Source organism: Serratia sp. A07 (assembly GCF_058725505.1).
In genome coordinates, this window is record NZ_JBZXDO010000004.1 from 119,422 (window position 1) to 132,313 (window position 12,892).

Consider the following 12,892-nt stretch of genomic DNA (forward strand, 5'->3'; position numbering starts at 1 on the left):
GCTTAGAAGAAGACATGTCTTATCGCTTACTCGCTCTCTGGTTGGTCTGCTATGCCGCAGCCTGGACGCTGCTGACTGTTCATCTCGATCCTACCCTGCCTTACGACGCCGTCGAGGCGCTCAACTGGGGCCTCAACGGCGAGTGGGGCTCACCGAAAAATCCGTGGCTGGTCGGTGCGGCGATGCATCCGGCGATCTGGCTGTCGTGGCTGCCGCTGAACGTTTACTGGTATGGCGGGCACTTCATCGCCATCGCCATCGGCATGTTGGGCGTCTGGCTGTTGGCGCGGCGTCTGAGCGGCAGCACCTCGCTGGCCTGGATGGCGCTGCTGACGCTCAACCTGTCCGGCATCATCAATTTCGACATTATTCCCTACAACGACAACTACCTGTTGGTGATGCTGTGGCCGTGGATGGCGCTGTTCTTCCACATGGCGATCTCGCGTTCGGCCAACTGGTGGCCGGCCTTCGCGTTGGTGGCCGGTCTGGCGATGATGGCGAAATACTCGACCTTCGCCTTCGTCTATTTCGTGGCGCTGTCGACGCTGTTCGTACCGCAGGTCCGTCGCTGCTATCGGCAGCCGCAGTTCTATCTGGCGGTGGCGATCTGGCTGGCGTTGGTGTTGCCGAACGTGTTCTGGCTCTGGAACCACGACTTTGCCGCCTTCAAATGGGTGGATTCGCAGATCAAGATGCAGCTCAACCTCGACATGCTGCAGTCGCTGCTGCTGGTGTTCTATCCGTCGCTGGTGCTGTGGGCGATCCTGCGGCGCAGCGGGGCGGTGCTGGCCTGGCCATCGGCGTTGCCGATGCGGGTGCTGCTGTGGATCTATCTGTTGCCGCTCGGCATTATCACTTTCTGGTTCTCCTTCAACGTCGGCGGCCGGTTGACCGAGTGGCTGCAGCCGTTCTTTATGCTGGCGCCCGCGCTGCTGGTCGGCTGCGTGCGTCAGCCGCCGGTGCGTTCACTGCGCGCGGCGACCCTCGGGCTGATGTGCGCAGCGCTGGCGGTCTATCTGGGTTATGCCGCAGTGATGCTGGGCAACGTGCGCAACGCTGGCCAGAAAATGGTGGGTATCAAGGCGTTCAGCGCCGGGGTGGAGCGGCAGTGGCAGGAGCGGTATGGCGTCGATCTACGCTACGTTGGCGGCGAATACCTGTCGCAGTGGATGACGGTGTACGCCGGTTCCCGGCCGCAGACCATTACGCGCTGGTCCAATCATACGCGCCCGAATATCTACAACGTCAACATCAGCTATCCGCAGATTGCGCAGCACGGCGTCGCCCTGTTCGGCCGGTTGGGCGAAGACTGCGCGCACAGCGACTTCGGCGGTGAGTTGGCCCACTGGCCGAAGATGCGCCTCGATTGGCAGCAGACGCTGACGTTCCGCGCCGATCCGCATGCCGACGAGCAGACGCTGTGCGTCGGCTTCGTCCGCCCGCAGTAACGGCGGCGCAGGGCACCGCCGCGATTCAGGCTTAGTAAGCGATAACCAGCTTGCCTTGCATATGGCCGCCGAGCAACTGTCGATGCGCGGCGGTCAGCGTGTCTACCGACAGCCCGTGCAGGGTTTCGCTCAGCGTGGTGCTCAGCTTGCCTTCGTCCAGCAACTGCGCCATCTGCTGCAGGATCTTGCCTTGCTGCGCGATGTCCGGGGTGGTGAACATGCTGCGGGTGAACATGAATTCCCAGTGCAGCGCGGCGCTTTTCAGCTTCAGCGCGTTTTGATCCAACGGCTGCGCGTTCTCGACGATGGTGCAGATATGGCCCAGCGGCGCGACCAGCTCGGCCATCGCCGGCCAGTGGCCGTCGGTATCGTTCAGGCACAGGATGTAATCCACCTGCTCGATGCCGTGCTGCGCCAGATTGCCTTTCAGATCGCGGTAGTCCACCACCAGATCGGCGCCGCGTTCACGGCACCAGGTGGCGGATTCCGGCCTTGAGGCGGTGGCGATCACTTTCACCTTGCTGCGCAATGCGGCCAGCGGAATGGCCAGCGAGCCGACTCCGCCGGCGCCGCCGATGATCAACAGCGTCTTGTGCTCCGGCGCATTCTGAATGTTCAGGTGTTCGAACAGCGCCTCCCAGGCGGTGAGGGCGGTGAGCGGCAGGGCGGCGGACTCGGCCCAGTTCAGGCTGCGCGGCTTGTGCGCGGCGATGCGTGAGTCGATCAGCTGGTGGCTGCTGTTGCTGCCGGGACGGGTGATGTCGCCGGCGTACCAGACTTCATCGCCGGGCTTGAAGCCGCTGACGCCGCTGCCCACGCCCACCACGATGCCGCTGGCGTCCCAGCCGAGAATGCGCGGCTGCTGCAGGCCGCTTTTCTGCAGACCGGCGTGCACTTTGGTGTCCACCGGGTTGACCGACACGGCTTTCACCTCCACCAGCAGATCGTACTGGCCGGGAACCGGCATCTCCGGTGAAATTTCGATGAAACCGGCGGGGTTCTGCGGGTCTACGGCAATGGCTTTTATCGACATGATTGTACTCCTTTCAAATGATGCCCCCAGTGTAGACCCGCGGCAGTGGGGTGATAAGATGGACAATATCTAACTGAGTGTTCGTTTAAGGTGAACAATGGAATTCAAACAGCTGCAGGACATGGCGCTGTTCGCGCTGGTGGCGGAGTGCGGCAGCTTCACCGCCGCCGCACAGCGCGTGGGATTGCCGAAATCCAGCGTCAGCCAGCGCATCAGCCAGCTCGAACAGACGCTGGGGCTGCGCTTGCTCAACCGCACCACGCGCCAGCTGAACCTGACCTTCGCCGGTGAGCGTTATCTGGAACATTGTCAGGCGATGATGTCCGCCGCCGAACGCGCCGATCTGGCGCTGCAGCGGCTGCGCGATAACCCGAGCGGCCGCCTGCGCATCTCGACGCCCGCCGGGCTGGGGGCGACCCTGGTGGCGCGGCTGGCGGCGGATTTTCAGCGCCAGTACCCGGACGTTTCGCTGGAGGTGTCGGTGTCCGATGCCATGGTGGATCTGGTACAGGAAGGCTTCGATGCCGCGTTGCGCACCGGCAAGCCGCAGGATTCTTCGCTGATCGGTCGCCGTCTCGGGTATGCGCCGCGCTATCTGTTGGCGGCGCCGTCCTATCTGGCGCAGCATCCGCCGATCGAACACCCGCAGCAGCTGCAACAGCATCGCTGCATTGCCCACCGCGCCTGGACGGCCTGGAACCTGCGCTGTGGCGACGACTACTACCGTTGGCAGCTGCCGCTGGCGCACACCACCGACAACCTGCTGTATGCGCGTGAATGCGCTATCGCCGGTGCGGGGATCACGCTGTTGCCGGCGTTTCTCAGCCGCGAGGTGGTGGCGCAGAAGCTGTTGGTGGAAGTCTTGCTGGCGTGGCGCGCGGAGGGTAATGAGCTGTATCTGGTCTACCCGAGCCGCAAGCTGAATTCCCCAGCGCTGGCCTGTTTTATCGATGTGGTGCTGCAGCACCCGGCGTTTGACGACTACGCGCGCGAGCTGGCGCGGGAATAAAAAAAGGCGCCGCATGCGGCGCCTGGGGGATTACTTGGCGATCTTCTTGTACTTGATGCGGTGCGGCTCGAGCGCGTCGGCGCCCAGCGTACGCTTCTTGTACTCTTCGTACTCGGTGAAGTTGCCTTCGAAGAATTCCACCTTGCCCTCGTCCTGGTAGTCCAGGATGTGGGTGGCGATACGGTCGAGGAACCAACGGTCGTGCGAGATCACCATGGCGCAGCCAGGGAATTCCAGCAGGGCGTTTTCCAGCGCGCGCAGGGTTTCGATATCCAGGTCGTTGGTCGGTTCATCGAGCAGCAGCACGTTGCCGCCAACCTGCAGCAGCTTGGCCAGGTGCAGACGGCCACGCTCACCGCCGGACAGCTCGCCCACGCGTTTGCCCTGATCGACGCCCTTGAAGTTGAAGCGGCCGACATAGGCGCGGCTCGGCATCTCGGTGTTGCCGATGCGCATGATGTCCTGCCCGCCGGAGACTTCTTCCCACACGGTTTTCGAGCCGTCCATGCTGTCGCGGAACTGATCGACGGACGCCAGCTTGACGGTATCACCCAGCACGATGCTGCCGGAGTCAGGCTGTTCCTGACCGGACATCATGCGGAACAGCGTGGATTTACCCGCGCCGTTCGGGCCGATGATGCCGACGATTGCCCCTTTCGGCACAGAGAACGACAGGTCGTCGATCAGCAGGCGGTCGCCGTAGGACTTGCGCAGGTTGCTGACTTCGACCACTTTATCGCCCAGGCGTGCGCCAGGTGGAATGAACAGTTCGTTGGTTTCGTTGCGTTTCTGGTATTCGGTGTTGTTCAGCTCTTCGAAGCGGGCCAAACGGGCCTTGCCTTTGGACTGACGGCCTTTGGCACCCTGACGCACCCACTCCAGCTCTTTCTCGATCGACTTGCGACGAGCGGCTTCGGCGGAGGCTTCCTGCGCCAGACGCGCGTCTTTCTGCTCCAGCCAGGAAGAGTAGTTGCCTTCCCATGGAATGCCCTCGCCGCGGTCCAGTTCGAGGATCCAGCCGGCCACGTTATCCAGGAAGTAACGGTCGTGGGTGATCGCCACCACGGTGCCTTCGAAGTCGTGCAGGAAGCGTTCCAGCCAGGCCACGGACTCGGCGTCCAGGTGGTTGGTCGGTTCGTCCAGCAGCAGCATGTCCGGTTTTTCGAGCAGCAGGCGGCACAGCGCTACGCGGCGACGCTCACCCCCGGACAGGTGGGCGATTTTGGCGTCCCAGTCCGGCAGGCGCAGCGCATCGGCGGCGCGTTCCAGTTGGGCGTTGAGGTTGTGACCGTCGTGCGCCTGAATGATCTCTTCCAGGCGGCCCTGTTCGGCGGCCAGCTTGTCGAAGTCTGCGCCTTCTTCCGCGTACAGCGCGTACACTTCGTCCAGGCGTTTCAGCGCGCCGACCACTTCTGCCAGCGCTTCTTCCACCGATTCACGCACGGTGTGTTCGAGGTTAAGCTGCGGCTCCTGCGGCAGGTAACCGATCTTGATGCCCGGCTGTGGGCGCGCTTCCCCTTCGATGTCGGTATCGATGCCGGCCATGATGCGCAGCAGGGTGGACTTACCGGCGCCGTTCAGGCCCAGTACGCCGATTTTGGCCCCAGGGAAGAAGCTCAGGGAGATGTTTTTCAAAATATGACGCTTCGGCGGTACGACCTTGCCGACGCGGTGCATGGTATAGACGTATTGAGCCACGTTGCTCTAAGCCTCTCTATATCAGTATTTATAGGATGTCTGGCGGCATGAGTGTAGCCCGTTTCGATCTCGGATCCCAGACATCGCTCAGCGATCGCTAAGTATAACCGTTTATGCGCCGATAAAGGCGCATATTGGTGGCTTATGGCGTGACGACGATCGCGACGCGGCGGTTTTCCGCGCGGCCGCTGGAGGTGCGGTTATCGGCAACGGGATCGCGCTTGCCCATGCCGCGGGTTTCGATATTGGCGCGCGGAATGCCGACGCTGGCCAGCAGATCGGCCACCGCATCGGCGCGGCGCAGGGAGAGCTGATCGTTATAGCTGTCTTCACCGTAGTTGTCGGTATGGCCGTCCAGGCGGAACTTGGTGATGCCGACGCTCAGCAGCGCACGGCCCATCTTCTGCACCGTCTCGGTGCTTTCCGGGTTCAGCTTGCCGATGTTGTTGCCGAACAGCACCTTATCCGACAGGCCAAACTCCCAGCCGTTATCGGTCAGCTTGAAGCCCTGCGATTGCAGCAGCGCGATCTGCTCGGGCGTCAGGCCCTGCGGCTTGCTCTGGCAGCCGGCGAGCGCCAGCAGGGCGACGAACACCATCGTCAGCAGTGAAAAACGACCTTTAAACAGTTGCTGTATCATAGTCAAAATCCCTAGTTCAAGTGTTATAGCCGGGGCTCTTATTTATGTATAGCCAGCCGCCAGCCTCCGTTATAACGATGCTTTGCCTGATACATCGCATCGTCAGCTTCGTGCAAAAGACCCTGAGGCGTCGAGGCGTGATCAGGGTACAGCGCAATACCGATACTCAGAGAGGTAATGACCGCCTCGTCGTTCGGCAAAATGACCGGTTGCGTCATGCAGTCGATGATGTTGTCAGCGATCTGCAGGACATCTTCCGTGCCGTGTACCGGCGCCAGCAGCACGGCGAATTCATCCCCGCCCAGACGTGCGACCAGATCGGTCTCGCGCAGCTGCGCGCGAATGCGTCCGGCAATGGTGGTCAGCACCGCATCGCCTGCGGCGTGGCCGTAACTGTCGTTCACTTCCTTGAAGCGATCGCCGTCGATAAACAGCACCGCCAATTTTGCCGGCGGCTCGATATCGCCCAGGGGGCGGCTCAGCCGCCCTTCGAAGAAGGCGCGATTCGGCAAGCCGGTCAGGCTGTCGTGCGTCGCCCGGTGGGCCAGCGAGTCGTTCTCCTGCTTCAGGTGGGCCTGCCAAGCCTCCAGCTCGTCGAGCAAGCCGTTGAAATCGTTGCTGAGCTCATGCAGCTCGGCGATCGGCGCCGACGGCACCCGCAGGCCGAAGGTGCGATCGCGGCGCACCGCGTGCGCCACGTTGGCGATGTCGTCCAGCGAACTGACGATGCCGACCAGCATACGGCGCGACAACACCAGGGCGCACAAGGTACTGAGCACCAGGCAGGCGATCATGCCGACCATGCCGCGCAACAGGAAACGCAGCAGGCTGCCGCCGTTGCCGCTCAGCCAGACCTGGCCGACCTGCTTACCCTCGTGGGTGATGGGCAGGATGACCGGTTCGGGCAGCGCCCAGTGTGCGACGATCTGCTCCAGGCCGTGCAGCGGCCCATCGGTGGGATGGCGCCAGTTGGCCAGCATCTTGCCGTTGTTGTCGAGGATCCGCGCGTCCGATACTTCTTCGTTGGAGGCGATCAGCATCAGCGCCTCGCGCGCGGCGGTGCGGTCTTCAAACACCACGGCGGCCTCGACGGTATAACTGATGGAGCGCGCGATCAGGTGCAGGTTGTGGTTGGCATAGGCGCGCAGTGCAAACAGCGCCACCAGCGTCAAAAAGATGCCGGCGGTGCCGACGGCGATCAGCGCCAGCCCAAGATGCACCCGCTGCAGCACTCGGCCCAGCGTCGGGCGCGCATTGCCGGAACGGTTTTTACGCAACAGCCTCATAGCGGCGGCGCCTGTTTGCGTGCCAGCTGCAGCACGTTGGGGTGGACGCGCACGCCGCTGCGCGCCAGGGCGTCCAGGTTGACCTTGAAGCTGGCCTGATCCCCATCGATCTGCAGGCAAAATGCGCTGCCGGCGGAGCATTCGCTATCGTTCTCGCTGATGCTGAGAATGGAGTTGCCGGAAATGCGCTGCATGAAATTTTGTCTCTGCGCGGCGGTGATGTTCCCTAAGTAGATAACATCGCAGCCGGTACTCAGCGTTGGGCTGTCGAACGGCACGCGCTCGGCTTTAATCGGACGCGGGGCGCTGAGCAGGATCGGATCGAACAACCCTTCGGCATACTGGGTGGGTGCGGTCACGCACAACCGGATCGGATTGGGTTCACGCGACCAGCGGGCGTAGCTGATGATGCCGACCACCACGGTCGTTACGGCGTGCGTGCGCTTTTGATAGGGATCATCGGCGGCGCGCGCAGGCCCGGGCAACGTCAGCAGCACCAACAAAACGATCAGCAACAGGCGACCGATATTCAGGCGTGCGGCATGGAAGCCCGGCACGGGGCTTTTTGCGCAACGCATCGCTATCGCGGTCTTACTTGCCATTTTCACCCGCCATTCCGGCCTGATCCACCGCCCGCAGGCCGTGGCCTGACAAGGAAAAATCCGGCCCGCTTGAAGGGACAATCGTTTTGCTGAAAGCTGTCAGTCGCACTGCCTAATGAACACTATCTAACCCATAATTGGCGCGGATTGTATTATAAGATGTCTTCGTTGGGCGCTTTATGTGCTGTTTTCTCGGAATTATCCTACTTATTTTTGATAGTATAAAAATGCCTACCCGGGTTTGCCACCGCTGTTCTGCAAAGTTGGCGCGTTTGGCCAGCTGTCAGGCGATTTGCGCAACGACTGCGTCATTTCGAAAATGTAATAATGTGATAGCTAATAATTAAAAAGTATTTTACTTCTCCAATAAGCACCGGGGCGGCTAATAAAAATCCGGTAGCTGGAAATATCCCGCCGGCCTGATTTGTCAGCCAAAGTAAACGTTTTTTACCTGGCTCCCGTCATGGCGATACACTTCTTCTTCTACAGTATTGAATGGATAAGCGATTGCGCTGTCTATGGTAGATATCTGCGTCCGGGCCGTGTGCCCGGCTTTATTTTGTCCCGCGGCGCCGTGGCGCGGCGGTCACCGGGGAGCTGGGCGGCTCCTGCGGTATAACCAGTGAGGAAAGAGCGAGGATGGTCAAGGTGGACAAGCGACGGCTGTTGGCGATGGGGCTGTGCCTGACGGCGTTTTCCGGCGCGGCGCTGGCGGATTCTCTGGATGCGCAACGTCAGCGCTACCAGCAGATCAAACAGGCGTGGGACGGCAATCAGATGGACGTGGTGGCGCAGCTGATGCCGACGCTGCGCGATTACCCGCTTTATCCTTACCTGGAATACCGCGAGCTGACGCAGGATCTGAGTCAGGCGGGGTTCTCCGAGGTGAACGACTTTATCAAACGCAACCCGACGCTGCCGCCGGCGAAATCACTGGCGCCGCGCTTCGTCAATGAGCTGGCGCGTCGCGAAGACTGGCGCACCCTGCTGGCCTTCAGCCCGCAGCCGCCCAAACCGGTGGCGGCGCGCTGCAACTATTACTACGCCAAGTGGGCCACCGGCGATCAGCAGGCGGCCTGGAGCGGCGCCGACGAACTGTGGCTGAACGGCAAAACGCTGCCGAGCGCCTGCGATCGGCTGTTCAGCGTCTGGCGCGGCGCTGGCAAGCAGACGCCGCTCGATATTCTAGCGCGCATGAAGCTGGCGCTGAAAGAGGGTAACAGTTCACTGGTCAGCAACCTCTACAGCCAACTGCCGGCCGACTACCAGACCATGGGCAACGCCCTGGTGCGCTTGCAAAACGATCCGACCACCGTGGAAGCCTTCGCCCGCAGCGTGGGGCCGACCGACTTTACCCGCGCCGCCACCGGCATCGCCTTTGAGCGCCTGGCGCGGCAGGATGTGGAAAACGCGCGGGCGATGATCCCGACGCTTGCGCGGCTGCAGAAAATGAGCGACGACGATCGGCTGGGGCTGGAAGAGGCGGTGGCCTGGCGCCTGATGGGCAGCGATGCCACCTTTGAACAGGCGCAGTGGCGTGATCAGGTGATCCTGCGCAGCCGTTCGCCTTCGCTGCTGGAGCGCCGGGTGCGCATGGCGCTGGGCAACGGCGATCGGCAGGGCGTGGCGACCTGGCTGGCGCGCCTGCCGGAAGAGTCGCGCAACAAGGATGAGTGGCGCTACTGGCGCGCCAGTCAACTGATGGACGAAGGGAAACGCGCCGAAGGCGAGGAGATATTGCGTAACCTGATGACCGAACGCGGCTTCTATCCGATGGTGGCGGCGCAGAAGCTGAACGCCACTTATCCGGTGATGGTGGCGGTGGCGGCCAAGCCGCGCGCGTCGCTGACCGACGGGCCGGAAGTCGCCCGGGTGCGCGAGCTGATGTACTGGAATATGGACAACCTGGCCCGCAGCGAGTGGGGCTCCTACGTCGCCAGCCGCAGCCGGCCGGAACAAGAGGCGCTGGCGCGTTACGCCTTTGAGCAAAAATGGGCCGATCTGAGCGTGCAGGCGACCATCGTCGGCAAGCTGTGGGATCACCTGGAGGAACGCTTCCCGGTCGCCTGGCCGCAGGAGTTCCGCCGCGCCACCGATGACAAGGGGATCACCACCAGCTATGCGATGGCGATAGCGCGTCAGGAGAGCGCCTGGAATCCGAAGGCACAGTCGCCGGTTGGCGCTTCCGGCCTGATGCAGGTGATGCCGCGCACCGCGCAGCATACGGTGCAGATGTTCAACATCCCCGGTTACGTCGGCCCGAGCCAGCTGTTCGATCCGCAGACCAACATCACCATCGGCACCAGCTATCTGGAGTCGGTCTATCAGCAGTTCGGCCGCAACCGCATTCTGTCGACCGCCGCCTATAACGCCGGCCCGTCGCGGGTGAACACCTGGCTGGGCAACAGCTCAGGGCGGATCGATCCGGTAGCGTTTATCGAAAGCATTCCGTTCTCGGAAACCCGCGGCTACGTCAAGAACGTGCTGGCCTATGACGCGTTTTACCGCTATCTGACGCACCGGCCGGCCAAGGTGCTGACCGACGCCGAGTGGCAGAGACGTTATTGATTTTGACGGCCCTATGGTATGCTGCTGTACTAGTTAAATAGTATGGTGGCTGCCATGACGCAATTATCGTTAAACGACCCCGCTCTTTCAGAACAAGGCAATGAGGATTGGCTGCGCTTCGTCGCGCTGCTGCAGAATTCGTTTGCGCAAGAACTGCATCAACCGCTGCTGCAGCTGATGCTGACGCCGGACGAGCGCACCGCGCTGGGCACTCGGGTGCGGATCATTCAGGAACTGATGCGCGGCGAGATGAGCCAGCGTGAGCTGAAAAATGAACTGGGCGCGGGGATTGCCACCATCACCCGCGGATCGAACAGCCTGAAAGCGGCTTCACCGGCGCTGAAACAGTGGCTTGAGCAGCAGTTGCTGCACGACGCGCCCTAACAGGCTCGGGGTTATTGCTGATAGATGGCGTTGTGGAACGGCACCAGCGCCAGCAGCAGCGCCTGATGATAAACGCTGGTGCGGCTCAGCCGGCCGTCGGTGAAGACGCCGATGGCGCCGCCCTGACGCTTCACCTCGGGGTTGCCGGTGATTGCCGCCATTTCGCTGCCCAATTCGCGACCGTCGCGAATACCTTGTAAGATGACTTCCGGCAGCATCAGGCTCGCCGAGCGGGATTCGCCGCGGATGTGCGGGTTCTCGATGGTCATCCAGGCGAAGGTCATATTCTCTTCAATCCCGGCTTCTACGCCGACCCAAAAATCGGCCTCGGGCCTGACCTGGCGCGCTTCCATGACGCGTTGGCGCGAGCCGGTGCGCGTTTCGTGATTGCCTATCGGCTGCAGCGAGACGCCGCTGGCGACGTCGACGGCTTCAATGCGATAGTGGCCCGCGCCGAAGACGTCGTCGAAGGCCAGTTGAATAGCCTTGATCTTTGCCGGGTTGGTAGTTGCAGCGACAACATGGTACATAACGGGTTTGATATCCTTCTGGCCGATACGCCGGGCAGCGGCAAAAGCGCCGCCGGGCCGGGGATAAACGCAAATTTCACGCAGTATAACGGAAAACAAAAATGTTACAGGTATACCTCGTTCGCCATGGCGAAACGGAATGGAACGCGGCTCGCCGCATCCAGGGTCAGTCCGACAGCCCGTTAACCGCCATGGGTGAACACCAGGCCCGTCTGGTCGCCAGGCGCGTCAGCAAAGAAGGCGTTACGCATATCATTACCAGCGATCTGGGGCGCACGCGCCGCACCGCGCAGATCATCGCCGAAGCCTGTGGCTGCGAAGTGATTTGCGATCCGCGTTTGCGTGAGCTGCACATGGGGGTTCTGGAAGAACGCCTGATCGACAGTTTGACGCCGCAGGAAGAGCAGTGGCGCAAACAGATGGTCGATGGTACTCCTGACGGCCGTATCCCTCAAGGCGAATCCATGGAGGAGCTGGGCGAGCGCATGCGCGCCGCGCTGGAGAGCTGCCTGATGCTGCCGGAAGGCAGCAAGCCGCTGCTCGTCAGCCATGGCATCGCGTTGGGGTGTTTGATCAGTACGGTGCTCGGGCTGCCGGCCTATGCGGAACGTCGCCTGCGCTTGCGCAACTGCTCACTGTCGCGCGTCGATCACCAGCAGAGCCCGTGGCTGGCTTCCGGCTGGATCGTGGAAACGGCGGGCGATGTCACGCATCTGGACATGCCCGCGTTGGACGAACTGCAGCGTTAACGTCGAATCGGGATCAGGTAATCGCACTTGATCTCGATAGGCGCCTGATGCGGACGGCGCTCGCCTTTCGGATAGAAACGCTCGATGTCGTGCCCCTTGCGGCGCGTCAACTGGAGCGCCGGCAGGCAGGTGCCGTACACTGTCAGGATAAAGTCTTGCAGCCCCTCGGTAGGCCCTTCGTAGCTGAACATTGCAAATTCACCGCCCGGCAACACCAGCGGCTGGCCTTCCTGTACCTTGTCAGGCACCTGATCCGGCTCCAGCGCCGTGGTGTACAGCACTTCCTGTTCGTCGTCCTTCTCCTGGCTCGGGCGCGAGTGATGCAGCCCGTACAACACCGGCGGCAGGGTATCGACGTCACCGAGGAACTGGCGCCAGAACTGCGAGCGCAGTTCGGTGCGCACGGTGGTGATCTGTTCCAGCGTACAGGAATAGCTTTGGGTCAGGCCAACCAGATGCTTATCCGGCAACGAAACGAATTCCGGCTGCGGCAGGGTGAAGGCCCCCAGACGGATCGGCGGACAGATGCCGAACGCGTTCCAGTCTTCGGCACGGCGGTACAGCGCCGGCGTTTGCGCAAACTGTTTTTTGAAGGCGCGGGTGAAGGTCTGCTGCGAGTCGAAACGGTATTGCAGGGCGATATCCAAAATCGGCCGGCCGGTCAGACGCAGCGCGACGGCGGCTTTGGACAGCCTCCTTGCCCGGATGTAAGCACCGATGGCGTTACCGGTAATATCTTTGAACATCCGTTGCAGATGCCATTTGGAGTAGCCGGCCTTGGCCGCCACGTTATCCAGCGACAAGGGTTGGTCCAAATGGCTTTCCAGCCAGCTAAGCAGATCACGAATGATACCGGCTTGATCCATAGATCTTCCTCGTAAAGCTTGGGGGTAGGAACCCGAACTGTTGATTCGTCACGCTGGTGCTGCGCTATCAGACCGATCC

The 12,892-nt window shown here is 61.8% G+C and carries 12 protein-coding genes; 5 read left to right on the forward strand and 7 right to left on the reverse strand.

Going from position 1 to position 12,892, the window contains the following annotated elements:
* The first annotated feature begins 14 nt into the window (after positions 1-14).
* Positions 15-1,448 (forward strand): glycosyltransferase family 39 protein, encoded by a 1,434-nt coding sequence (locus AC4PR2_RS06015; protein WP_060422331.1) that lies wholly within the window; start codon positions 15-17, stop codon positions 1,446-1,448.
* A 31-nt stretch (positions 1,449-1,479) separates the two neighbouring features.
* Here AC4PR2_RS06015 and AC4PR2_RS06020 read toward each other — a convergent pair whose 3' ends face one another.
* Positions 1,480-2,481 (reverse strand): zinc-binding alcohol dehydrogenase family protein, encoded by a 1,002-nt coding sequence (locus AC4PR2_RS06020; RefSeq protein WP_197802343.1) that lies wholly within the window; start codon positions 2,479-2,481, stop codon positions 1,480-1,482.
* A 97-nt stretch (positions 2,482-2,578) separates the two neighbouring features.
* Here AC4PR2_RS06020 and AC4PR2_RS06025 point away from each other — a divergent pair, with 97 nt between their 5' ends.
* Positions 2,579-3,490, forward strand: a complete 912-nt coding sequence (locus tag AC4PR2_RS06025) for a LysR family transcriptional regulator (RefSeq protein ID WP_443014450.1) — start codon at positions 2,579-2,581, stop codon at positions 3,488-3,490.
* 30 nt (positions 3,491-3,520) lie between these two features.
* On the opposite strand, the gene ettA is transcribed toward AC4PR2_RS06025, so the two are convergent.
* The 4 genes from ettA to yfiR all read right to left on the reverse strand — a co-directional run bounded on the left by ettA (position 3,521) and on the right by yfiR (position 7,716).
* Positions 3,521-5,188 carry an energy-dependent translational throttle protein EttA gene (ettA, locus tag AC4PR2_RS06030; protein WP_025159620.1) on the reverse strand — a complete coding sequence of 556 codons (1,668 nt, stop codon included), beginning with the start codon at positions 5,186-5,188 and terminating at the stop codon, positions 3,521-3,523.
* Positions 5,189-5,330: 142 nt separating this feature from the next.
* The gene (gene yfiB / locus AC4PR2_RS06035; protein ID WP_033649136.1) at positions 5,331-5,828 is read right to left on the reverse strand and encodes an outer membrane lipoprotein YfiB; all 498 of its coding nucleotides are present in this window, start codon (positions 5,826-5,828) and stop codon (positions 5,331-5,333) included.
* Positions 5,829-5,866: 38 nt separating this feature from the next.
* On the reverse strand, positions 5,867-7,114 hold the full coding sequence (gene dgcN, locus AC4PR2_RS06040; RefSeq protein ID WP_492174949.1) for a diguanylate cyclase DgcN/YfiN: 1,248 nt from the start codon (positions 7,112-7,114) through the stop codon (positions 5,867-5,869).
* Positions 7,111-7,716 (reverse strand): regulatory sequestration protein YfiR, encoded by a 606-nt coding sequence (gene yfiR, locus AC4PR2_RS06045; RefSeq protein ID WP_060422355.1) that lies wholly within the window; start codon positions 7,714-7,716, stop codon positions 7,111-7,113. Before yfiR ends, dgcN begins: the two co-directional genes overlap by 4 nt.
* Before the next feature lie 639 nt (positions 7,717-8,355).
* Between yfiR and sltY the strand changes: the two genes are divergently transcribed.
* The gene (sltY, locus tag AC4PR2_RS06050; RefSeq protein WP_443014451.1) at positions 8,356-10,284 is read left to right on the forward strand and encodes a murein transglycosylase; all 1,929 of its coding nucleotides are present in this window, start codon (positions 8,356-8,358) and stop codon (positions 10,282-10,284) included.
* Positions 10,285-10,338: 54 nt separating this feature from the next.
* Positions 10,339-10,668, forward strand: coding sequence for a trp operon repressor (gene trpR / locus AC4PR2_RS06055; RefSeq protein WP_016929152.1), 330 nt, complete (start codon positions 10,339-10,341; stop codon positions 10,666-10,668).
* A gap of 11 nt (positions 10,669-10,679) precedes the next feature.
* On the opposite strand, the gene yjjX is transcribed toward trpR, so the two are convergent.
* Positions 10,680-11,198 carry an inosine/xanthosine triphosphatase gene (yjjX, locus tag AC4PR2_RS06060; protein ID WP_060422361.1) on the reverse strand — a complete coding sequence of 173 codons (519 nt, stop codon included), beginning with the start codon at positions 11,196-11,198 and terminating at the stop codon, positions 10,680-10,682.
* A 101-nt stretch (positions 11,199-11,299) separates the two neighbouring features.
* Between yjjX and gpmB the strand changes: the two genes are divergently transcribed.
* Entirely contained in the window at positions 11,300-11,947 is a 648-nt protein-coding gene (gene gpmB, locus AC4PR2_RS06065) for a 2,3-diphosphoglycerate-dependent phosphoglycerate mutase GpmB (RefSeq protein WP_060422364.1), read from the forward strand.
* On the opposite strand, the gene robA is transcribed toward gpmB, so the two are convergent.
* The gene (gene robA / locus AC4PR2_RS06070; RefSeq protein ID WP_038878537.1) at positions 11,944-12,813 is read right to left on the reverse strand and encodes an MDR efflux pump AcrAB transcriptional activator RobA; all 870 of its coding nucleotides are present in this window, start codon (positions 12,811-12,813) and stop codon (positions 11,944-11,946) included. The two genes, gpmB and robA, sit on opposite strands and share 4 nt — an antisense overlap.
* Positions 12,814-12,892: the final 79 nt, after the last annotated feature.